At 63.4% G+C, this 21,441-nt stretch carries 19 protein-coding genes; 6 read left to right on the forward strand and 13 right to left on the reverse strand.

The genetic code is table 11. From position 1 onward, the window contains the following. Positions 1-23: 23 nt before the first annotated feature. The 5 genes from G8767_RS03050 to G8767_RS03070 are packed head-to-tail and all read right to left on the reverse strand — an operon-like array spanning position 24 to position 4,518. Positions 24-653, reverse strand: a complete 630-nt coding sequence (locus G8767_RS03050; protein ID WP_095968766.1) for a response regulator transcription factor — start codon at positions 651-653, stop codon at positions 24-26. Further along, the gene (locus G8767_RS03055) at positions 650-1,774 is read right to left on the reverse strand and encodes a histidine kinase (RefSeq protein WP_124567622.1); all 1,125 of its coding nucleotides are present in this window, start codon (positions 1,772-1,774) and stop codon (positions 650-652) included. Before G8767_RS03055 ends, G8767_RS03050 begins: the two co-directional genes overlap by 4 nt. After that, on the reverse strand, positions 1,775-2,569 hold the full coding sequence (locus G8767_RS03060; protein WP_166809295.1) for an ABC transporter permease: 795 nt from the start codon (positions 2,567-2,569) through the stop codon (positions 1,775-1,777). After that, positions 2,569-3,525 (reverse strand): ABC transporter ATP-binding protein, encoded by a 957-nt coding sequence (locus tag G8767_RS03065; RefSeq protein ID WP_166809296.1) that lies wholly within the window; start codon positions 3,523-3,525, stop codon positions 2,569-2,571. The genes G8767_RS03060 and G8767_RS03065 overlap by 1 nt, the downstream gene beginning before the upstream one ends. A gap of 45 nt (positions 3,526-3,570) precedes the next feature. After that, positions 3,571-4,518, reverse strand: coding sequence for a DMT family transporter (locus tag G8767_RS03070; protein ID WP_166809297.1), 948 nt, complete (start codon positions 4,516-4,518; stop codon positions 3,571-3,573). 68 nt (positions 4,519-4,586) lie between these two features. Here G8767_RS03070 and G8767_RS03075 point away from each other — a divergent pair, with 68 nt between their 5' ends. Both G8767_RS03075 and G8767_RS03080 read left to right on the forward strand, forming a co-directional pair. Then, a complete protein-coding gene (locus tag G8767_RS03075) occupies positions 4,587-5,132 on the forward strand; it encodes a CGNR zinc finger domain-containing protein (protein WP_166809298.1) in 546 nt (181 codons plus the stop codon). A gap of 113 nt (positions 5,133-5,245) precedes the next feature. Beyond that, the gene (locus G8767_RS03080) at positions 5,246-6,544 is read left to right on the forward strand and encodes an NtaA/DmoA family FMN-dependent monooxygenase (RefSeq protein ID WP_166809299.1); all 1,299 of its coding nucleotides are present in this window, start codon (positions 5,246-5,248) and stop codon (positions 6,542-6,544) included. Here the strand turns inward: G8767_RS03080 and G8767_RS03085 are convergent. After that, positions 6,541-7,506: a proline dehydrogenase family protein gene (locus G8767_RS03085; protein ID WP_166809300.1), complete on the reverse strand. Its 966-nt coding sequence runs from the start codon at positions 7,504-7,506 to the stop codon at positions 6,541-6,543. The genes G8767_RS03080 and G8767_RS03085 overlap by 4 nt on opposite strands. Continuing rightward, positions 7,506-9,167 (reverse strand): L-glutamate gamma-semialdehyde dehydrogenase, encoded by a 1,662-nt coding sequence (pruA, locus tag G8767_RS03090; protein WP_124567616.1) that lies wholly within the window; start codon positions 9,165-9,167, stop codon positions 7,506-7,508. Before pruA ends, G8767_RS03085 begins: the two co-directional genes overlap by 1 nt. Positions 9,168-9,362: 195 nt before the next feature. Between pruA and G8767_RS03095 the strand changes: the two genes are divergently transcribed. The 3 genes from G8767_RS03095 to G8767_RS03105 are packed head-to-tail and all read left to right on the forward strand — an operon-like array spanning position 9,363 to position 12,447. Next, positions 9,363-11,033 (forward strand): helix-turn-helix domain-containing protein, encoded by a 1,671-nt coding sequence (locus tag G8767_RS03095; RefSeq protein ID WP_166809301.1) that lies wholly within the window; start codon positions 9,363-9,365, stop codon positions 11,031-11,033. Then, positions 11,030-11,347: a nuclear transport factor 2 family protein gene (locus G8767_RS03100; protein WP_166809302.1), complete on the forward strand. Its 318-nt coding sequence runs from the start codon at positions 11,030-11,032 to the stop codon at positions 11,345-11,347. The genes G8767_RS03095 and G8767_RS03100 overlap by 4 nt, the downstream gene beginning before the upstream one ends. Beyond that, the gene (locus tag G8767_RS03105; RefSeq protein WP_166809303.1) at positions 11,347-12,447 is read left to right on the forward strand and encodes a DNA alkylation repair protein; all 1,101 of its coding nucleotides are present in this window, start codon (positions 11,347-11,349) and stop codon (positions 12,445-12,447) included. The genes G8767_RS03100 and G8767_RS03105 overlap by 1 nt, the downstream gene beginning before the upstream one ends. Positions 12,448-12,493: 46 nt before the next feature. Here G8767_RS03105 and G8767_RS03110 read toward each other — a convergent pair whose 3' ends face one another. Beyond that, positions 12,494-13,507: an ABC transporter substrate-binding protein gene (locus tag G8767_RS03110; protein ID WP_240951822.1), complete on the reverse strand. Its 1,014-nt coding sequence runs from the start codon at positions 13,505-13,507 to the stop codon at positions 12,494-12,496. Positions 13,508-13,880: 373 nt separating this feature from the next. On the opposite strand from G8767_RS03110, the gene G8767_RS03115 reads away from it, so the two are divergent. Further along, positions 13,881-14,969, forward strand: a complete 1,089-nt coding sequence (locus tag G8767_RS03115; RefSeq protein WP_003940571.1) for a 3-deoxy-7-phosphoheptulonate synthase — start codon at positions 13,881-13,883, stop codon at positions 14,967-14,969. A 54-nt stretch (positions 14,970-15,023) separates the two neighbouring features. On the opposite strand, the gene G8767_RS03120 is transcribed toward G8767_RS03115, so the two are convergent. From G8767_RS03120 to G8767_RS03140, 5 genes are read right to left on the reverse strand one after another with little or no spacing between them, the layout of a single operon-like run. Further along, a complete protein-coding gene (locus tag G8767_RS03120; protein WP_124567611.1) occupies positions 15,024-15,827 on the reverse strand; it encodes a TIM barrel protein in 804 nt (267 codons plus the stop codon). Next, positions 15,824-17,551, reverse strand: a complete 1,728-nt coding sequence (locus tag G8767_RS03125) for an FAD-dependent oxidoreductase (protein WP_166809305.1) — start codon at positions 17,549-17,551, stop codon at positions 15,824-15,826. Before G8767_RS03125 ends, G8767_RS03120 begins: the two co-directional genes overlap by 4 nt. Then, positions 17,548-18,642 (reverse strand): Gfo/Idh/MocA family oxidoreductase, encoded by a 1,095-nt coding sequence (locus G8767_RS03130; RefSeq protein WP_166809306.1) that lies wholly within the window; start codon positions 18,640-18,642, stop codon positions 17,548-17,550. The genes G8767_RS03125 and G8767_RS03130 overlap by 4 nt, the downstream gene beginning before the upstream one ends. After that, positions 18,642-19,466 carry an aldo/keto reductase gene (locus G8767_RS03135; RefSeq protein ID WP_166809307.1) on the reverse strand — a complete coding sequence of 275 codons (825 nt, stop codon included), beginning with the start codon at positions 19,464-19,466 and terminating at the stop codon, positions 18,642-18,644. Before G8767_RS03135 ends, G8767_RS03130 begins: the two co-directional genes overlap by 1 nt. Beyond that, positions 19,463-21,415 (reverse strand): NADH:flavin oxidoreductase, encoded by a 1,953-nt coding sequence (locus tag G8767_RS03140; protein WP_206028926.1) that lies wholly within the window; start codon positions 21,413-21,415, stop codon positions 19,463-19,465. Before G8767_RS03140 ends, G8767_RS03135 begins: the two co-directional genes overlap by 4 nt. Positions 21,416-21,441 lie beyond the last annotated feature (26 nt).

The following is a 21,441-nucleotide window of genomic DNA, read 5'->3' on the forward strand; positions in this document are numbered from 1 at the left end:
GAAGCGGATTCCGGCATCGCGGATCAGAGCCAGCCGTTCGACTCGGCGATTCTCACGGCTTCGGCGCGGGTCGTGGCACCCGTCTTACCCATTGCGGACGACAGGTGATTTCGAACTGTCCCTGCGGACAAGAACAGCGCCCCCGCGATGGCCGCCACGGGTGCGCCGTCGTGAGCAGCGCGCAGTACTTGGGTCTCACGCTCCGTCAGGGGCGACTCACCGCTGACGAGGCTGTCAGCCGCAAGGGTGGGATCGACGACGCGCAGTCCGGCATGAACACGCCTGACCGCGTCGGCAAGCTGCCTGGCAGGTGTGTCCTTGACGACGAACCCGCCGGCCCCCGCGTGAAGGGCTTTACGGAGAAATCCTGGGCGCCCGAACGTGGTGACGATCAGAACCCGGGTCTCGGGTGCTGCTTCGCGAAGGGCCGCTGTCGCGGCGATACCGTCCATGCCGGGCATCTCGACGTCGAGAAGCGCGACGTCCGGACGGTGCTCGAGTACGGCAGCCACCACCTCGTCACCGCGGCCGACCTCGGCCACCACGGACAGATCGGATTCCAGATCGAGTAGCGCGGCCAAAGCTCCTCGCACGAGCGCCTGGTCGTCCGCCAAGAGCAGCCGTATGGTTGCTCGATCGCCCTGGTTGCTCACACTTTCTCCTGTTCGACGACCTGAAGTGCAAACCCTTGCGGTTCGGGATGAGTGATGATCACTCGTGCGCCCGACGCGCCGGCCCGCTCACGCAATCCGATCAGACCGTTGCCGGAAGACGTCGACCCGGCCCCTCGTCCGTCGTCGACGACAGATGCGCTTCTTTCGTCGACCGTGATCCGACAGTGTGTTGCTCCGCTGTGCCGAACCACGTTGGTGACACCCTCACGGATCGTCCATGCGAAGAGTTCTCGGAGGCGAGTGGGGACCATGTCGGTACTGCTCGGCACGTCGTCCTCGATACCTGCCGCACGCAATGCCTCTCGCGCACGGGCTATCTCGACGGGAAGTGAAATTCCACGAAATCCTTCGACGGCCGAGCGCACGTCCGCAAGCGCGTCTCGAGAGAGTCTTTCGAGATCGTCGAGTTCGCTGCGCGCACGTTCTATGTCGACGTCCAGTAGGCGGTTGGCCAGTTCAGCTTTGATCGTGATGACGGTCAGCGAGTGCCCGAGGATGTCGTGCAGATCGCGCGCCATCCTCGTTCGCTCTTCCATGATTGCCCGCTGCTCCTGCTCTTCGCGTTCATGGAGCATGGCGAAGTTGCGGCTGATCAGGGACATGATGCCCCAGGTCGCGAATGCGGCCGCGCAGACTCCGAGGGAGAGCCCGGAGTAATTACCCCACCCGGACGAGAGGCTGACTATCTCCACGGAGGCTGCAAACACCAAGGCGAGAATGCCGCCCGCGACGGTCGGCAGCAGCGTCACCGCTGTCACCGCGAGATACGGTGCGGCTGCCAAACCCGTCGGCCCGACGCTGACGATCATCACGGCGGCCAACACGGTCAGAGCGGCCAGAGCCAGTGCAGCTTCGCGAATTTTCGGCCGAGTCATTGTCATTCGGCGCCGCTGCTGAGTTGTGGCGAACGTGTACAGGTAGAGCGCACTGAAGGTGATCGTCGCGAGAATCCCTGTCCAGCCGCGCACTTCGTCGCGCAGATTCCATCCCTCGATCAGCGGTCCGCCGAGAAATACCATCCAGACCGCCGCGAAGAGAACGCCGAAACGATTCCGCCGCGGTAGCGCGACGGAATCGTTTCGGTCAGTCGTTTGCGACAACTACACACGCTCCGTATCTCGTTGGAACCGCCAGATCGCTCCGCCGGCGAAGATGGCGAACCACACCAGGATATTGACGATCCAGGTCCAGTGAATGCTATTGCCGGTCAACGGTGCGTGGGCGAGGGCATTGATGCCGAACATCGGCGTGAACTGTGCGATGGTCGCCCACACGGAACCGTCGGTGAGAGGTACGAAGAGTCCGCCGCCGAAGGCGAGCAAGGCCAGTCCCGGGCCGAGCAACTGCATGACGTTCTCACTGGGGAGCAGATACCCCATGAACAGGCCGAAGGCCGCGAAGATCGACGACCCCAGCCAGGCGATCAATGCTGTTGTGAACCAGAGCGATCCGTCCATCTGCGCAGACGTGAACGCGCCGACGACGTAGACGACAAGGATCGAGACGAGACCGAGCAGCATCGCCATGATCAGTTTGACGGCGATGTAGGCGACCGGCGTCAGTGGAGTCAGGCGCAGTTGCCGGCTCCATCCCGACGCTCGTTCGATCGAGACCATCGCTCCGCCACTCGTAGTGGCCAGCATCGCGCCGTACAGGGCCATGCTGATCATGATGTACGCGGCGACATTGCCGTGCCCGATCCCGTGGTCGTCGTCGCCTTGACCGAGCCCGAAGACGAGGAAGAAGACGACCGGCATGACGAGTGTGAAGATCATCGTGCGCCGATTGCGGGTCAGACGACGAAATTCCAGTCGCAACAAGGTCGTGTTGAATCCGCCCAGTGGTACGACGGTTCGCTCAGCTCCGTAGGTGTTCGCTTCGATTGCAGTGGTCATCACTTCTGTCCTTCGGAGTTGTTCGACGTGAGTGCGATGAATGCGTCTTCGAGGCCACGCGAGACGATTTCGAGATCGCGAGCCTGCGTGTTGGTCAGCAGAAACCGTGCAACGGCATCGGTGTCGCCCGAGTGCACGAGCAATGACTCACCACGCACCTCGACGGCGTCCGAGTTCGGTATGGCTCGGAGCAGTTCGTCGGTGATACCGGGGACTCGTGCGCGCAGGGTGCGCCCGGACGCCATCGCCTTGACCTCGGCGGTGGTTCCGTCGGCGACGACTGTGCCCTGCCGGACCAGGATGATGCGGTCGGCGTAGACATCGGCCTCTTCGAGGTAGTGCGTCGCAAAAAGCACAGTGCGACCGTGATCTGCGTCGGCGCGGATGGCGGACCAAAAGTCCCGACGCCCTTCGACGTCCATACCGGTGGTCGGCTCGTCGAGAATGAGCAATTGGGGGTTCGACAGCAACGCCATCGCAAACCGCAGGCGCTGTTGTTGTCCGCCTGAGCATTTGCTGACGAGGCGATCGGAGATGTCGAGGATTCCGGCTCGCCCCAGCACTTCGTCGACCGGACGGGATTGGGCGTACAGGCTGGCGGTCAGCTGCACGGTCTCGGCCACCGTCAGTTCTTTGAGCAGCCCGCCGGTCTGCATGACTGCAGACACGAGTCCGCGGGCGATCGCCGATCGGGGTGACATTCCGAAGACGCTCACGTCGCCCGACGTCGGTCGGGACAGTCCGAGGATCATGTCGATGGTTGTCGTCTTGCCTGCGCCGTTCGGGCCGAGGAACGCGACGATCTCGCCGGGGCGGATGCTCAGGTCGATACCCTTGACGGCGTCGACGGTTCCGAAACTCTTGCGAAGTCCGGTCAACCGGACGGCGTCGTGTGCCGATCCTTCAGTGAGTGTGTGCAGTGCCTGTGGTGAATGCCGTGCCTGTGTTGAGGTCATACATAGAATCTGCTCGCTTCGAGGACATGAGCCCTCGTCCGTCCGTCATTCTTCTGCCATGACATTTGTCATCGGGTCGGCCGGTATCTGTTTCGGTGCATTCTGGCCGAGCCGGGCGAGGACCAACCCCGCGATGATTGCTGCGCCACCCACGGCTTGGAGTGCGGTGACGGATTCCCCGACCAGGATCCACGCGGCGACGACCGCGCACAGCACTTCGGTCAGCGCTACCAGAGATCCTATGGTCGGTCCCAGCAGCGTGATCGCGGCGATGCCGGTGAGATAGGCGATGACAGTGCTGACCAGGACAAGGACCGCCACGGGCAGCCACACGCCCACCGAGTGTTCTGCCACGACTGCGTTCGAGGCCGAGAACTCGAGGGGGAGGATGCCGACGAGCCCGAGTGCGCCGATGACCAGTGCGCTGACGGTCAGCCCCGAAGCCGCGAGCACAACAGGCTGGAGATCGCCGTCCGCACGTTCGGAAATGACGAAATAGACTGCAAGGCATGCCGCTGCGGCCAGTCCCCACGCAACTCCGACGGCACTGATCTCTGCCGATCCGAAGACGTCGATCACCACTGCGGCGCCGATCAAGGCAACCGCCGCACCGAGAAGTGTCTGCACGCTCGGCCGCGCGCCTTTGGTGATCCACACCCATCCGATGACGATGATCGGTGCAAGGTGTTCGAGGAGTAATGCGACTCCGACCGAAAGATGTTGCACAGCATTGAAGAAGCACAGTTGAACGCCGGAAATCGCGAACACTCCGTACAGCAGTACGGTTCGCGTGTGGGCGCCGACCTGTCGTAGGCGAGGCCATTGGGTGGCTACCGCGATCACCATCATCACCAGTGCGCCGCCGGCCACGCGCGCGAACACCGCGCCGCCGGGGGACCACCCTGATTCGATGAGAGATTTCGCGAACGGGCCCGAGACGCCGAACGTTGCCGCGGACAGCAGAGCGAAGATCAAACCGTTGCGAGAGTTCACGTGGGCACCTGTCAGGAGTAAAAGCGATTATGATGCTGACATTAGGTTGACAAGGCTCAGGAGTCAAAGTGCATTTTGCTGGTGACACGGAATCGGCGCTCGTCTTCGCCGCGTCGTTGGTCAACACGGCTCGCGGTGGCGAGGAACTGTTGCCGGATTCAGAGGAACTGACCAGGTTCCTCGACGCCGATCGTTGGACCGGCCGGCGGGACGGCACTCTGGAGGAATTGGCGGCGGTTCGTGCACTGCGTCCACGACTGCGAAAGTTCTGGGAAGTCACGGGAGTGGACGACGCCGTCGAGGTGGTGAACTCACTGCTTCTCGAATCGGGCGCGAGGCCGCGGCTCACCAGGCACGATGATCTCGGCTGGCATCTCCACGTCACCGCTGACGATTCGCCCCTCGTGGACCGGATGGCTGCAGAAGCGGCAATGGGTGTGCTCGATCTGATCCGAACCGACGAATTCTCGAGGTTGCGATGGTGCGAGGCTCCGGACTGCGAAGCGGTATTCGTGGACTTGTCGCGCAATCGGTCGAAGCGATACTGCGACACCGGAAACTGTGGGAACAGGGCGCACGTCGCCGCCTATCGTGCCCGTAAATCCGGGGCGTGACCAAGCGGTGTTCGCAGGGATAGAACCAGGCTGAGCGAATACCTTGTCGGGAGCCAGGATCGGTCTAGCGTTGTGAATTCGGAACAGATTTCGCGAAGCTAGGAGGACGGTCGGTGGCCGATCGTAGGCGTCCGCTCAAGACGGTGACCGGTGTCAGCGGGGCGGTGAGCATCTACGACGCCGCGATCGATCCGTCGACTTCGACGGTCGCGTCCGCGATCGAAGTCGCAAAGACGGCCGAGGTGAACAAGATCGACGGACTGTTTGCCGCCGATCTCCTGAGCTTCGGTGCGCAGGGTGCGATCGGCGCACAGGAGCCGTTGATCTTCCTTGCTGCGCTGAGTGCGGTCACCACTCATGTGGGGCTCATCGCGACCGTCACGACGACGTTTCATCACCCGTTCAACCTCGCACGGTTGTTCGGCACCCTGGACCACGTCAGCAATGGTCGAGCCGCGTGGAATGCCGTCACTTCCTCACTCGGAGAAGAGAACTACAGCGACCTGGACCTGCCGAGCCCGGAGGAGCGCTACGCCCGAGCGGCCGAATCGCTCGAAGTCGTCAACGCGCTCTTCGACAGCTGGAAGCCCGGCGCCTTGATTCAGGGAGAGGGCTCTGCGGTGCTCGATCCGTCGAGGGTGGTCCCCATCGAGCACCGAGGTAAGTACTTCACCGTGCAGGGACCGTTGAACATCCCCTCTCTGCCGCAGCGTCGCCCGGTCCAATTCCAGGCAGGCCAGTCTGCCGGAGGTATCGAACTGGGGGCTCGCTTCGCGGAGGTCGTATTCACCTCTCTCGCAACCTTCGAGGACGCGGTCACCTACACGAAGACGATCCGCGCCCGGGCGGCAGAGTTGGGGCGCGGAGACGAACTACCACTGATATTCAGCTCGTTCCACGCAACGTACGGCGCCACCGAAGCCGAAGTCGAACGATTGGTCAGAGAGGCCGAGGAATCGACGGACTTCGACGCCGGACGCACCAGGCTTGCCGACATGTTCGGCGGTGACGTGGATTTCTCGGAATTGCCGCTCGACCGGCCGATCCCGGAGTCGTTGTTACCGGACCCGTCGTCGGTGAATCGACGACGGGGCCGGGTCGAGATCTTCGGCAAGCTCGCGTCACAGGGAAAGACATTGCGTGAGTTGATCATCGCGTCCAAGGATACGGGCCACTGGGCAGCGGCAGGCACCCCGGAACAGCTCGCGGACGCAATCGAGGAACGATACGACGCAGGTGTCCTCGACGTCATCACGCTCGGTGACCTTGCCGATCCGCGTACACGCGATTTCGTCACGAACGGACTGCTGCCGGAATTGCGCAAGCGCGCAATCGTGGGATCCGACTACGTCGGAGGTACCTTCCGTGAGAACCTCGAATTGCCTCCGCTGCCACCAGTTTCCGGCGCCTAGTTGTTGGAGGCGAGTGAGCGCATGAAGAACATGAGGTTGGCCGGTCGTTCCGCGAGGCGACGCATGAAGTAGCCGTACCACTGGCTACCGTAGGGAACGTAGACCCGCAGGTGATTGCCTTCGACTACCAATCTGCGTTGTTCGCCGTCGCGGATGCCGTAGAGCATCTGGAATTCGAAGCTCTCGGTTGTCCGCTCGGTCAGTGAGGCGAGTTCGAGGGCGGCGTCGATCATCGTGGGATCGTGGGAGGCGACCATCGGGTATCCGTCGCCTTCCATCAAGACCTTCAGGCAACGCCGGTACGACGCATCGACTTCGGCGGGCTTTTGGAACGCGACGCCGGCCGGTTCCTGGTATGCGCCCTTGCACAGCCGGATTCGTGAACCTGGTCCGGAGAAGTGCCGGCAGTCGGCCTCGGTGCGGTGTAGATACGCCTGCAGGACCGTGCCGAGCGTCGGGAAGTCACGGCGCAACTCCTCGACGATGGACAGTGTCGAGTCGGTGGTGGTGTGATCCTCCGCGTCGACGGTGACCCATGCGCCCACTTCGTTTGCCGCTGTGACGATTCGGTGTGCATTCGCCAGGGCGATCTTCTCGCCGTCACCGGGAAGTGCCTGCCCTAACGCCGAGAGCTTGAGCGAAACCTCGAGGGAGCAGTGCGTCCCCGCCGCTTCGGAAAGCGTTGCGTACGAGCGGAGAAGGGAGAGATAGGCATCGACGGTAGCTGTTGCCTGAGCTGGATCGGTAGTGTCCTCGCCGAGGTAGTCGACCGTCGCGAACCGGCCACTGGTGAGGATGTCGCGTACGGCCGAGACCGCTGCGGGTTCTGCGTCCCCGGCGACGAACCTGTCTACCAGCTTGCGGGTCAAGGACATCCCGGAGACTGTCTTCTCCAGCCGCGACGAGCGTGCCGCCGCCAGCAGTACCGGCCGCAACGGGTTGCTCAGAGAGACGGTACTCATCAACGGTTCTCGCTCTCGGCTGGATCGACGTCCTGGTGTGGGTAACGATGATCGGTGGGAGGAACGAAGGTCTCCTTGACGGTACGCGTCGACGTCCAACGGAGCAGGTTCTGCGGTGAACCGGCCTTGTCGTTGGTGCCCGAAGCCCGCGCGCCCCCGAAGGGCTGTTGCCCGACAACCGCGCCCGTCGGTTTGTCGTTGACGTAGAAGTTTCCGGCGGCAAACCGCAGACCGTGGTGAGCTTGATCGACGGCCGCACGGTCGGTGGCGATCACGGCACCGGTCAGGGCGTAAGCGGATCCGCTGTCGACGCGAGCGAGGATGTCGGCGTAGGCATTCGGTGCGGAGTCGTCGTAGACGTGCAGGGAGAGTATGGGGCCGAAGTACTCGGTGCTGAAGGCCTCGTCACTGGGGTCGTCACCGAGCAGGACCGTCGGCGAGATGAAGAATCCTTCGCGGTCGTCGTAGTCGCCGCCTGCTGCGATGGTGAGGCTGCTGGTCGACTTGGCGCGGACGATCGCGGCGGCGTTTCGGTCGAACGAACGCTGGTCGATGACGGCGCCGCCGAAGTTCTGCAGGTCGGTGACGTCTCCGTACTTCAGCGACGACACAGTGTCGATGAACGTGTCGCCCATCTTGGCCCACACCGACTTCGGGATGAACGCGCGTGATGCGGCCGAACACTTCTGGCCCTGGTAGTCGAAGGCCCCGCGAATCAATGCCGTCGTGAGTACGTCCGGGTCTGCGGAACTGTGTGCTAGTACGAAGTCTTTGCCGCCGGTTTCGCCGACAAGACGTGGGTACGTCCGGTAGTTCGAGATGTTGGCTCCGACTTCACGCCACAAGCGCTGGAACGTTGCGGTCGATCCGGTGAAGTGGATGCCCGCCAGGCGGGGGTCGGCCAGCGCGACCTCGGACACCGTGGGGCCGTCGCCGAGAACAAGATTGATCACCCCGGGCGGAAGACCGGCGGCTTCGAGTAGTTGCATCGTCAGGTACGCCGCGACGGCCTGCGTCGGTGACGGCTTCCAGATCACGGTGTTGCCCATCAGGGCCGGTGCGGTGGGTAGATTTCCGGCGATGGCGGTGAAATTGAAGGGCGTGATCGCGTAGACGAAGCCTTCGAGTGGTCGATATTCGACGCGATTCCACACTCCCGGAGCGGAAACGGGTTGGTCGGCGAGTATCTGGCGAGCGAACGCTACGTTGAAACGCCAGAAGTCGACGAGTTCGCAGGGGGCGTCGATCTCGGCCTGATATGCGGTCTTCGACTGGCCGAGCATTGTTGCAGCGGCGATAGTTTCGCGCCACGGGCCGGAGAGAAGATCGGCGGCGCGGAGGAAGACCGCAGCGCGGTCGTCGAACGAGAGGTCGCGCCAGGCGGGGGCGGCGAGGGTTGCGGCGTCGATGGCATCACGAACGTCCGAGTGCGTTGCGCCCGCATACGATCCGATGACTGAACTGTGACGGTGTGGTTGAACGACGTTCTCCCGCTTGCCTTCCGCAGTTCGGTGGAAACCCCCGATGACCTGCCTGATGTCGGTCGGTGTTTCGGCCAGTTCGGTCAGTTTCGTACGTAGGCGTGATCGTTCCGGGCTTCCCGGTGCGTAATTGTTCACCGGTTCGTTGGCGGGGTGGGGGACATTGGTAACGGCGTCCATGACGATCCTTCGGCAGACTCAGGAGTGGGCAGTTGTCGTGTCGTGAATCAGTCAAGTCGAAAAACGTCGGCGAGTAATCCGCTGAGCGGCCAAACATCGGTGTCCGTGTTTGTCCGATCGGCTGAACCGTTTTCGCAGGAAGATGCGCTATTCTCGAAATTGAGGTGTTGCGACGGTCCGGAGAGTGGGTGGTACGTGTCTATCCGTGGGGTCAGGCTCGACGCGGTCCTTCGGGCGCTGGGCGGAGCTTTTGTCGAGCTCGTCCTCGCGCCGTCGGACGCTGACGTCTTCGTCGACTCCGTGGTGTTCGCAGAGGCCGGGGACCTCACGCGCTCCGGAACCGAGGGCGTCGAATCCTCTGAGCTCTGGCTCGCTGTCGGTATCGACGCAGCCGAACTGGCGGCGTGGCTGAACCGTCTCGATCAGAAGGGATCAGCGCCACGGGCTGTCATGTCGAAGGAGGTCGCGGGCACGTCGGTGCAGGTCGCGGCACAGCGCGCCGGAATCGCCTTGATAGCTGTCCACCCGGATGCTCGTTGGGATCGATTGTTCACAACGATCCGGGGCGTGCTCGATCATTCGGTGTCCCGACAGGATTCGGACGACATCGTATTCGGTAGTGACACAGACTTGTTCGAGCTGGCGCAGAACGTCGCCGCAATCACGCGGGGGATGGTCAGCATCGAGGACGAGCGTTCCCACGTCTTGGCCTATTCGGCATCGGGAGATGCTGCGGACGAACTACGCCGGCAATCCATCCTCGGTCGCGAAGGCCCTCGCGAATACCTCCGAAAGCTGCAGGAGTGGGGCGTCTTCGAAAGCCTGCGGCGAAGCGACGACGTAGTCGAGGTGCCTGCTCACGAAGACCTCGCGATCAGGCGACGGTTGGTGGTCCCGATACGCAGGATCTCCGAGAACAGCAGGGGGGAGAGCGGTTTCAGTTTCGATCTTCTCGGCACTATCTGGGTTCAGGAAGGCCCGGTACCCATCGCCGGCGATGCCGACAGTGTGCTTCGCGGTGCCGCAGCCGTTGCTGCGCGGCTGATTTCGCGCATCCGAGACGCGCCGAGTAACGAGGCGATACAGATTCAGCGGTTGCTCGGGGTTCGCGGCGGCGGTGTCGATGTTCCTTCGCTCGCGGCCTCGTTGACCATCCCGATGTCCGGACCGGCGATGGTGGTCGGCGTGGCGAGTATCGGCGACGGTGGGCTGCCGTCTTCGGGCGAACTCGTGTCGTCTTTGCGACTGCACGCCAGCGCCTTTCAGCGTGAATCGCTGGTGAGTGCCGTCGGCACTCGGATCTATGTGCTGTTTCCGCGAACCCAATCCGCGAAATCCACAGTCTCGTGGACCCGTGAAGTTGTCGCGCGTTTGGACAAGGTGTCGCCTTCGGGTTTGCGGGCCGCGGTCTCTTCGCCGGTTTCGATGCTTGCGGAGGTGGCCCAGGCTCGGGCCGAAGTGGATCGGGTCTTGGACGGAACGTCCGGGGATATTCGAGTGACCACCCTCGCGGACTCGCGCACGCCGGTGCTGCTGGGCGAAATCATGGACACGATTGCGGCCGACGAGCAACTGCACGATCCGAGAGTCGACGCCCTGGACGTCTACGACAGACGCAACGGGTCGAACATGCGCGAAAGCATCTCCGTTTACCTCGCACATTCGGGCGATGTCCGACGCGCATCCGAGCAGCTTCGGATTCACCCGAACACACTCAGGTATCGGATCAAGAGGGTCGAGGAGATCACGGATACCGACCTGTCCGAGCCGTCGGCCAGGCTGTTGATGGAGATTCAGTTGGCGGCGTCCGCTCGGGCAGTGAGTTCGCCGAACCTGTCGGACCCCAGCAGTACTCTTCGCGAATGATCGACTCAGCGAAGGTGCCAGGCGCAGCGCGCGCGTACTTCGACGGCGGCGACGCCCGCGACGTGTTCACCGAAGACGCCGTGGTGCGCGACGACGGCCGGACGTACGTCGGCATCGGAGAAATCGTGGCATGGAAATCCGCGGTGTCGACCGCGTTCACCTTCACCCAGAAAATCGAGTCGGTGCACACCCCTGGCTCAGCTGTTGTCGTGTCAGTGAACGTCGAGGGGAATTTTCCCGGAAGTCCCATCCGGTTGCACCATCACTTCACTCTCGACGGTGATCGGATTTCCGCTCTCACGGTGTGCCCCTGATGCCCACCGCCGACGAACTGCTCGGTAAATCCGTCGTCGCCGATCTGGCGGGCTGCCTCGAGCGAGCCTCCGGTCACACACGCCTCGCCCTCGTTCGGGGCAGTGCATCCGAATTCGACGGAATGAGTCTCGGGGAACGCACCCGCGTCGTACGGGACGCGATGACTGCCGAACTGCCTCAGGATTTTCCGGTCTTCGCCGAGGTCATCCGCCGTGCGCTTTCAGAGGTGACCTTCACTGGTTGGATGATCTGGCCGGTCACCGAATCCGTCGCCGTCACGGCGACACGAAGTGGCTCCGAGTCGGATTTCGACGAGGGAATGGCTCTCCTTGCTGAGCTGACGTCGCGTCTGACCGCCGAATTCGCGATTCGCACATTTCTCGAAACGAACCTCGACCGTTCACTGGCGATCGCACTCACCTGGACCGGCCACGAAGACGAACACGTCCGGCGCTTGGCGACCGAAGGCACTCGTACTCGTTTGCCCTGGGGACGACGAGTGAAAGAATTGACGGCGCGTCCCGAGTCGACAATCGTCATTCTCGACCAGCTGTATCGGGATGATTCGGAATATGTACGACGTTCAGTCGCAAACCATCTCAACGATCTCAGTCGTGCTGACTCAGCGCTCGCCGTGTCGACTGCGAAGCGTTGGTTGCAGACACCGGATTCCAACACACTGAAAATCGTCAAACATGCATTGCGGACGTTGATCAAGGCCGGCGACCCAGATGCTCTGTCTCTCTTGGGTTTCGCGCCGCCCACCGACGTCGTGGTCGAAGGTTTCGTCATCGACCGAGAAGTAGTCGATGCGGGTGGAGAACTCACCTTCGATTTCGCTGTCACGAACAACAGCAGCGAGTCCGTCACCGTCGTGATCGATTACATCGTCCACCACGTGAAGGCCAACGGGACGACGACGCCCAAGGTCTTCAAACTGACAACACGAACACTGGAACCCGGGGTGCCGGCCCGCATCGCGAAGAGGCATTCCTTCAAACCGATCAGTACCCGGAAGTACTATGCGGGCGACCATGCCGTCGAAGTGCAGATCAACGGCGTACGTCAGGTACGAGGCGAGTTCCGCTTGGACGCGTGAGTGACCCCACCGGTCACCACGCGCTGATCAAATGCCCGCACTGACGTCAGCGCATGACCTGTACCTGTTCGGCGATGTCGGTAGCCAGGGCCATCGCAGTCAGAGCGAGGCCGTTGTTGAGGTCGTATCGCAGTTGCCCGACATGGCCGTCCTGGACAGCGCGGACTCGTTTCCACGTCGGCGACTCGGCTTCGACGGCGTCGGGGTTCTGTAGTAGTACGAAGTCGGCCTGGTCGAAGATCGCGAGCTCCTCGAGGCTGTAGAACGTCGAGTCCTTCCGATCGGGCGCGGCATGGGCGGCGTCGGTCAAGACGTTCAGGCCGAGGTCCTGTGCAACCGACACGGCGAACGTGTTGTTCTGAAGCCAGATCTGGCCGCTGTCTGCGCCGGCTATCGCGATCGACTTTCCTTCTAGCAGTCCACCGATCTTGGCCCGCGCTTGTGCAAGTTCGGCGTTGTAGCGGGCGATGACGCGTTCGGCGACTTCGCGGCGATCGAGAGCCGTGAGTTGCGCGGTCATGGCCTGCTTCCAGGACGAGCCCGTCGTGCCCTCGTCGACGACGAGCACCGGAGCGATGTCAGTGCCGAGCAGGCCTTTGTCCTGGTAGTAGTCCCACCAGCCTTTACCGACGACCAACAGATCGGGGTCGAAGCTCAGTATCGATTCGGCGTTCGGTTCGTTGTTCGTCCCACCGAGGCGAGCTGCGCCGGCGGGTACCTGCTGCATGAGTTGCGACTTCGGATCCCAATTGGTCGCGACGATCGGGTACTCGGCCAGTAGCGCAAAATCGAGGGCTCCTCGCGCTTCGAGCACCACCACACGCTTGGGGTCCCGCGGGAGGCGGTAGGCCTGGTCCGCGACGACGATGTCGACCCATTCGTCCGAGGCTTCGGTGCCGCTGGATTCGCTCGAACATGCAGACAGTGCGCCCAGTGCACCGAGCGCCGCTGCACCGGTCAGGAACCCGCGTCGTGTCAAGGAATCGATCAGACGGGTGAATTCGCCGTCCACATCTTTTGTCGACTGCAAGGGGGTTTCTGTCGATTCGATCACAGGCATGAGAAGGCACAGCTCCATCTGGTGTTCTGGGCATTTGAGGGTGCCTTTTCAACCTATTCGACCGTGACCGCCGACGCCTTGCTCGAAAACGCCAACCGCTCACCAGATGTGGCCAGTCCGCGTTGGCGGGTGTCGCAGAGCTCCCTCCTCGGATTCGGCTCGTTGTGGAGGGGCGCGCCCATCCGATCCGAACTCGAGGTATCGTGACCGACATGCAGCGCGTCTATTTCTGGTTTAGCAGGCCGGCCCCGGGTGGGCCTGCCGGCGTAACCACGCGCTGACAACCTCCACCCAAGAGCCGGACTACAGACCGGCTCGCTGGAGTTTCTCTTCATCTCTGGGGTCGGCCTGAGAACAGGAAACCGAAAACCCCATGACTGTCACCATCGACACCACCGCAGCTTCGGACAGCCTCGACGATCAGCGGACTGTGAGTATCAGTCCGCTCGTGTCACCGGCGACTGTTCGGGCCCAGCACGCTCCGGACGAGGTCGCGGCCGCAACCGTGCGCACCGGGCGTGCTGACACCATCAACATCCTCAACGGTGACGACGACCGTTTGATCGTCGTCGTCGGTCCGTGCTCCGTGCACGATCCGGAAGCGGCGATGGACTACGCCCGCCGGTTGGCTGCCAAGGCAGAGGAGTTGCGGGACGATCTGCACATCGTCATGCGCGTCTACTTCGAGAAGCCGCGCACCACTCTCGGGTGGAAGGGCCTACTCAACGACCCCCACCTCGACGGCACGTTCGACATCAACACCGGGCTCGGAATCGGCCGCAAGTTGCTGCTCGACGTGTCGAGTCTGGGCCTGCCGGTCGGCTGCGAGTTCCTCGACCCGATAATGCCTCAGTACATCGCCGATCTGGTCAGTTACGGTGCGATCGGCGCACGGACCGCCGCCAGTCAGGTTCACCGTCAGCTGTGCAGCGCGCTGTCCATGCCCGTCGGCATCAAGAATTCCACCGAAGGTGATGTGCAGGTAGCCGTCGACGGTACCCGCGCGGCGGCAGCGAGCCACGTGTTCCCCGGAACGGATCTCGACGGCCAGGCTGCCTTGATTCGTACCGCGGGCAACCCCGACTGCCATGTCATTCTTCGTGGCGGCAGCGACGGACCGAACTACGACGCCGAGACCGTCGCGGACACCCTTGCCCGCCTGCGTAAGTCGAACCTGCCCGAGCGCGTGGTCATCGACGCGAGCCACGGCAACAGCAGCAAGGATCACGAGCGTCAGGTCATCGTGCTGGACGACATCGCCCGACGTCTGACCGAGGGTGAGCAGGGAATCGCCGGCGTCATGTTGGAGAGTTTCATCGAGGCCGGCCGTCAGGACCTGACCTTGGGCAAGGCGGACGAGCTCACCTACGGTCAGTCGATCACCGACGCATGCATCGACTGGTCCACCACGGCAGCACAATTGGACCGTTTGGCGCAGGCCGTTGCGGCTCGGAGGGGCTGACGCCCCCGTGCGCGTTTAGGGAGTGCCTGGACTCGCTAATCGCGCACAGGGCCGCTAGGCCAATACTTCTCGCGTGGCCTCGACCAGGCGCTCCAGCCAGGCGTCCGTGCCGACGGCCTGACGAAGTGGCTCGTTGGGCAATTCGATGCTGACCGGCAACCCGGCAGGCAAACTCGACCAGATGTCGGCCAGGGCGATGCCGCCGGTGCCGGGCACCAGACGCTCCTCGCGGGCCTGACGGATAAGCTCTGCGTCCTCCGTGGGAGCAGGGATCGAACCGTCACACATCTGGGCGTAGTGCAGCCACTCGCGCGGGATGGACGCAAGATCCTCCAGCGTGGTCGCCGAGCGGTCGGTGTGGAGTGCGTCGACGAGAACGCTCCGAGCCGGACCGTCTGCCGCCGAGACGATCTCGATGGCTGCACGCGCATCGGGTACCGCGGTCCACGGCATGAACTCGAGGGAAGCGACGATGCCGTAGTTCGCGCACAGTTCCGCGAGGCGGGCATAGGAGTCCGTGAGCCGGTCGCGGTCGCGGTCGTCACCGCCAACCAGAACGGCTTTGGCTCCGAGCTGTGCTCCGGCTTCGAGCAGCGGAACGTAGTCGGCGGGGTCGAAGTCGGCTGCAAGACGGATGATTTCGAGGTCGAATACCTCGACCGGTGAATCGTCCAGTCGACGAACCAGTTCGTTCAACCCCTGCTTGTCCTCGTGCAGAGGATAGGCCGTCGTGCCTGGTGCCGCGGGCATCAGACGAATGCCGATGGTGTCGAAGCCGTGTTTTTCGGCCAGGTCGACGTGTTGCATCGGAGCCGTGTCCAGCACCGTGAGGGCGGCAAGCCCCAGTGAGGGTGTCATGCGTGCGCTCCAACTGTCGTGGCGGCGGCCAGTTCCCGACCTGCCAGATAACCGAACGTCATAGCCGGGCCGAGGTTGATGCCGCCCGACGGGTAATGCCCGCCCATCACGCTCGCCTGATCGACGCCGACGGCGAGCAATCCCTCGATGGGGCGGTCGTTGTCGTCGAGCACATGCGACGACGAGTCCGTCACCAGGCCGGCGAAGGTGCCGAAACTCCCTGGCACCACTTTCACCGCGTAGTACGGACCTTTCTGCAAGGGTGCGAGCGACGGGTTCGGCCAGGGGTTGGCTGCATCTCCGGACCCTCGGTTGAATGGTGTTGTACCGCGACCGAACTCGGGGTCGTCACCGGCCACAGCCCCGATGTTGAAGGCTGCGACGGTTTTCTCCAACTGCACGGGGTCGACGCCGATCTTCTCGGCCAAGTCCCGAAGAGTGCGCCCACGCGTGAGGTATCCGGAGCGCAGGTACGGCTGGATCGGGATCGGCAGGGGCTTGGCCATGCCCAGCGGGAGGTATCGCACATACTGTTGATCGGCGATCAACCACGAACACACTTCTACTCCCTCGGGAACCTGCTCGACCATCGCGAGTGTGTAGTCGTGGTACCCGAGTGCCTCGTTGACAAAACGCTTACCGTTCGCGAGAACTCCGATGACACCGGGCTTTCCGCGGTCGAGGATGTGCGGAAATACCCCTTCCTTGCCGTTGCGGTAGCGAACGATCGAGACGGGGCAGTACGCGACAGGGGATGCGAGTGTGCGGTCCAGGCGGCCACCCACGGATTCACCGAGGGTGATGCCGTCACCGGTGGTTGTCTTCGGGGTGAGCGACCAATGCTCGTTTCCGGTGGGGGTCCGGGGGAACAATTCGCGTCGTCGGTCGATGTCCTGCGCAAAGCCACCGGTGGCCAGTACGACACCGCGTCGGGCACTTACCGAGTAGGCACCGTCCGGGCCTTCCAGGCGGACGCCGACAACGCGGCCGTCGTCATCGGTCTGGAGCGACGTTGCCGACGTCTTCACCCGAATATCAACCCCCAGATCGAGTGCCGAGCGCAGCATCATGCCGACCAACGCGGTGCCGTTGACGAGTTGCTGACCACGGCGCTTGGTGGCGAGGTCGAACATGTGCTTGGTGACTCGAACACCGCAGTGCACAAATGCTTTCGGCGAGCGTGTCGAGTGCAGGAAAGCCTGCAGATCAGGGCCGGCCATGATCCCCATGCCGAGGAACGACGTCTCGTACAGTTGTCGACGAAGCAGCGCCGCGACATCGGCGCCGAGCTTTCGCAAGCTCACCGGTGTCGGTCCGACGGAACGGTGGCCCGTGCCGGCTCCCGGTGTGTCGCCGTGAATGTCGGCGATCTTGGCTCCGGGAACAAACTTCAGCGCGGTCTTGCGTTCGAAGAACTCGACCATCTCGGGGGCGCCGTCGAGAAGTGCATCGACCTTGGCGGCGTCGAAATTGTCGCCGAGTCGGTTCTCCAGATATGTCCGCGGCGCCGAACGGTCCTCGACAACACCGTCGGCGATGGCAAACATGTTGCGCGGGGTCCACATCCACCCACCAGACCATGCCGTTGCACCGCCGCAGGTGTCGGCCTTCTCGACAACGAGTACCGACGCGCCGCCATGTGCTGCGGCAATTGCTGTGGAAAGCCCGCCTGCGCCGGAGCCCACGACAACCACGTCGTAGGTGAGGGGGGTACTGCTACTCATTTCTGCTCCTTGGCAGTTGTTGCGAGGGTCGGTGTCGATGTCAGATCGACAACCTTCCCGGTTCGTGACGATTCGTAGATTGCGGCGATGATGGCAAGTGACGCGCGGGCGTCCCGGCCTGTGACGGCGGGTTCGCGCCCGGTCAGGACGGCATCGGCGAAGTCCTGTACCTGCAGGGTATGGAAGTCGGTCAGTGCCGCATTGACGGCTCCCACATCGAGATTGGCGTCGACGTCGGCGGAGTACGGCGACTGGAACTCCACTTCGCCCGGCACGGTCCAGATTTCGTTGACACCCTCGTGCCCTTCGGGAAACTCGAGGACGCTGGCCATGGCACCGGTGCGCCCGATCACTGTCACACGGTTGCCCAGGTTGTGATTGGCACCGGTAGTCGCGGTGACGGTGGCGGTGCCGCCTGAGGCAAAGGAGATCACAGCTGACGCGCTGTCCTCGGTCTCGATGTGCTCACCGTGTGTATGGGTGCGGATGAAGCCGCTGACCGCGACGGCCTCGCCCATGAACCAGGCCAGCATGTCGATCTGGTGTACCGCCTGCGTCATGAGCACGCCGCCTCCATCGGTATCCCAGCGTCCGCGCCACGCGTCGGCCGAGTAGTAACTCGACGGGCGGTGCAGGATGACCGACGCCTCGCCGAGCGTGGGCAGTCCGATCCGGCCGTCGTCGATGGCGTCCCGGATCCGACGCGCTGCCGGCCAGAATCGGCGTTGGAAGAGCACCCCGAACGTGATCCCGGCGCGGTCGGCGGCCTCGATCATGCGGTCGGCGGCAGCAACATCGACTGCGATGGGTTTCTCGCACAACACATGTACACCAGCCTCGGCAGCCGCAACGACCACCTCTTCGTGTACCGGATGGGGCGTGCAGACGGTACAGGCGTCGAGTCCGAGGGCCAGAAGTTGTTCCACGGAACTCACGGCTGCGGGAATGCCGTGGAGTGCCGCGAATTCCTGGGCGCGTCCGAGATCGGGGTCGCAGCAGCCGATTACCTCGACACCGGGTACTTGTTGCAGGGCGCGGGCATGGTTGCCGGCGATCTTGCCGCAGCCGACGATTCCGACTTTCAGCGTCATCAGAAATGTTCCTCTGCCTCGACGTCCCGTGCCGCAGACTCGCCGCGGTCGAGACTGTTCAGTGCTTCGATGTCCTCGCCGGTGAGGGTCACGTCGAGTGCTGCCAGGTTCTCGGCCTGGCGCGTCGGATTCGCGGACCGCGCGACCGGAACCACGCCCTGCGCGACATGCCAAGCAAGAACCACCTGCGCAGGGGTGCAACCCACTCGATCGGCGATCTGGCTTACAACGGCATTGCCGAGCACGTCACCCCGGCCGAGCGGACTCCATGACTGAGTGAAGATGCCAAGTTCGTCGTTTGCGCGGCGAACCGGGATTCGAGCGAGCGACGGGTCCATCTGAATCTGGTTGACTGCCGGTGCCTCGCCGGTTTCAGCGACGACGCGGCGCAGGTGGTGCTCGAGGAAGTTCGACACTCCAACGTACCGAACCAGCCCGGCGTCGCGGCAGGCCAGCATCGCCTCGAATGACGAGACGTAACGATCGATCCGCGGGAGCGGCCAGTGGATCAGGAACAGATCGAGTTGATCCAGTCCCAGTCGTTCCAAGCTCTGCTCGAGCGCTCCGCGGATGTCACCGGAAACCTGGTCGTTTCCACGAAGTTTGGTGGTGACGAAGAGTTCTTCTCGCGGTAGACCCGATGTCGTCAGCGCTACGCCGACGGCGTCCTCGTTGCCGTAGATCGCGGCGGTGTCGATGAGGCGGTACCCGGCCTCGATTCCGGAGAGCACCGAGTTCGTGGCGTCGGCACCGACCAGTGGCCAGGTTCCGAGTCCGATGGGTGGCAACGCAGTTGCCACCGGTGCGGCTTTCTGTGCGCTCATGCGTGAACCTCCTGACGGGCCGCAGCAGCGGCGGTGATAACGACGGCAACGTCGGCTGCGGTCACGAGTGCGGCATGGATGGACCCGCCGTCACCGCTCGCGTCGCCGACGGTATGGACGCCGAGTCGTGGTGCCAGTGAACGGAGTTCGGTCAGAAGCTCCGAGCGCGGCTCGACGCCTTGCGAGATCAGCAGTTCGCCGGGGGCGTCGACTTCGCTCAGTACACCGCCCGTCGAGATCGTGACCGACTCGGCGTCGACCTTCGTGACGATCGAGCTCAGGTAGATCGTGAGGTTTTCACTTGCGGCCAGGCGCGGCAGCAGCACGATCTTGCCGCGTCGGCCGACGTCGTGTGCGATGGTTTCCTGCGGGCCGATCATGACGACCTGTGTGCCCTTCTGGAGCAGATCGTCTGCGACGGCGGCAGCCTCGCGGTCGGCGCCGAAGATGGTGATTGCTTCGGGGGCAGGATCGCCGGAGACGAGGAATTCGCGGACGTCGCGAACGGTACGGGTTGCTGCTCCGGGGAGATCGACCACGGGGCCGACGCCGCCGGCGGCAAGAACTATCGCGTCGAAATCGCCACCAGAGAGCAAAGCGGCATCTGCTCTGGTCGAGGTGTGGCACTGCACCCCGAGTTCGGCCAGTTCCGCGAGGTACCAGTCCACTATCCGCCCGTATTCGGGATACTCGTGCAGCGTCGATGCCAGAGCGAAATCGCCACCGAGGCTGGGGCGTTCGTCGTACAGGTCGACGCGATGACCGGCAAGTGCGAGGTCGCGGGCAGCGGCCATTCCGGACGGACCGGCACCGATGACGGCGACCCGCACGGTGGCATCAGCCGGCTGTGTGGGCTGATCCAGTTCACGTCCGACCCACGGGTTGACGGAGCAGGGAATGGGGCCGGCGGCCAGGCTGTCGATGCAGTAGTTGCAGGCGATGCAGGGGCGGTACCGCCCACCGTCGATGGCGCGATTCGGGAAGTCCGGATCAGCGTGCAACGTACGAGCCATGCTGACGAAGTTGGCTTGCCCGGATTCGATGATCCGCGCGGCGGTCTCCGGCGACGTGATGCGTCCGGCCACACCCACCGGGATGTCGAAATCGCGCTGGTACTGCTCGGAGTACGGCGCGAGGAGACCGCGCGACCATTCACCGGGCTGTATGATCCATTGTCCCGCTTCGTAGTTGCCTGCCGAGACGTCGAGAAAATCGAGTCGGTCGGTGTCGATGGCGTCGATGCGGGCGCGGGTTGTCTCGGCGTCGAGTCCGCCGTCGACACCTTCGAAAGCTGAGAACCGAAGTCCCAGAGTAATTCCCGGAGCATGCTCGTGTACCGCAGCGATGACTCTGTTGACGAAGAGGGTTGGCTCCGCCCATTCATCGTCTCGGTGATTGTAAGCAGGGGAGAGGAACTGGTGGATCAAGTACCCGTGGCCGCCGTGTAGGGAGATGACGTCTACGCCGGCCTTCTGGCAGCGCGCCGCGGCTTCACCGAAACACTCGATGATGTGTTCGATGTCGTCGCCGTCGAGTTGTTCGGGCATCTCGCCGCCGACGACCATGCACGGAATCGGTGTCGGCGCAACGGGAACAAATCCGCTGACCGACCCCTGCGCCGTGCGTCCACCGTGGTTGAGTTCGACTCCGACAAGGGCGCCGTGTGCGTGGATCGCCTCGACCATCTTCTTGATGCCGGGAATCCGTTCGTCGACGTCGACACCCATCTGCCGGATGCGACCCTTGCCGTCGGCGCGCACGTAGCTCGCTTCGGTGAAGATCAGTGCCGCACCACCTTCGGCGCGGCGGGCGAGGTAGGCGATGTACTCGTCCGTCATGGTGCCGTCGACTTCGCAGTAGTTGCGTTCCATCGGAGCGGACACGAACCTGTTCCGCAGGCGGACGGTGCCCATGTCGAGCGGTTCGGCGAACGGTGCAGTCACGTTCATCAGTGCTCCCGGTACTTCTCGAGAAA

Origin of the sequence: Rhodococcus sp. IC4_135 (assembly GCF_011602025.1) — a bacterium.
Classification (GTDB): domain Bacteria; phylum Actinomycetota; class Actinomycetes; order Mycobacteriales; family Mycobacteriaceae; genus Rhodococcus_F; species Rhodococcus_F baikonurensis.

Coding starts and splice junctions, on each gene's coding strand:
- G8767_RS03060 (WP_166809295.1), bottom strand. CDS start 2,569: ATGACCACTGCAATCGAAGCGAACACCTACGGAGCTGAGCGAACCGTC.
- G8767_RS03065 (WP_166809296.1), bottom strand. CDS start 3,525: ATGACCTCAACACAGGCACGGCATTCACCACAGGCACTGCACACACTC.
- G8767_RS03085 (WP_166809300.1), bottom strand. CDS start 7,506: ATGAGTACCGTCTCTCTGAGCAACCCGTTGCGGCCGGTACTGCTGGCG.
- pruA (WP_124567616.1), bottom strand. CDS start 9,167: ATGGACGCCGTTACCAATGTCCCCCACCCCGCCAACGAACCGGTGAAC.
- G8767_RS03100 (WP_166809302.1), top strand. CDS start 11,030: ATGATCGACTCAGCGAAGGTGCCAGGCGCAGCGCGCGCGTACTTCGAC.
- G8767_RS03105 (WP_166809303.1), top strand. CDS start 11,347: ATGCCCACCGCCGACGAACTGCTCGGTAAATCCGTCGTCGCCGATCTG.
- G8767_RS03110 (WP_240951822.1), bottom strand. CDS start 13,507: ATGCCTGTGATCGAATCGACAGAAACCCCCTTGCAGTCGACAAAAGAT.
- G8767_RS03115 (WP_003940571.1), top strand. CDS start 13,881: ATGACTGTCACCATCGACACCACCGCAGCTTCGGACAGCCTCGACGAT.
- G8767_RS03120 (WP_124567611.1), bottom strand. CDS start 15,827: ATGACACCCTCACTGGGGCTTGCCGCCCTCACGGTGCTGGACACGGCT.
- G8767_RS03125 (WP_166809305.1), bottom strand. CDS start 17,551: ATGAGTAGCAGTACCCCCCTCACCTACGACGTGGTTGTCGTGGGCTCC.
- G8767_RS03130 (WP_166809306.1), bottom strand. CDS start 18,642: ATGACGCTGAAAGTCGGAATCGTCGGCTGCGGCAAGATCGCCGGCAAC.
- G8767_RS03135 (WP_166809307.1), bottom strand. CDS start 19,466: ATGAGCGCACAGAAAGCCGCACCGGTGGCAACTGCGTTGCCACCCATC.
- G8767_RS03140 (WP_206028926.1), bottom strand. CDS start 21,415: ATGAACGTGACTGCACCGTTCGCCGAACCGCTCGACATGGGCACCGTC.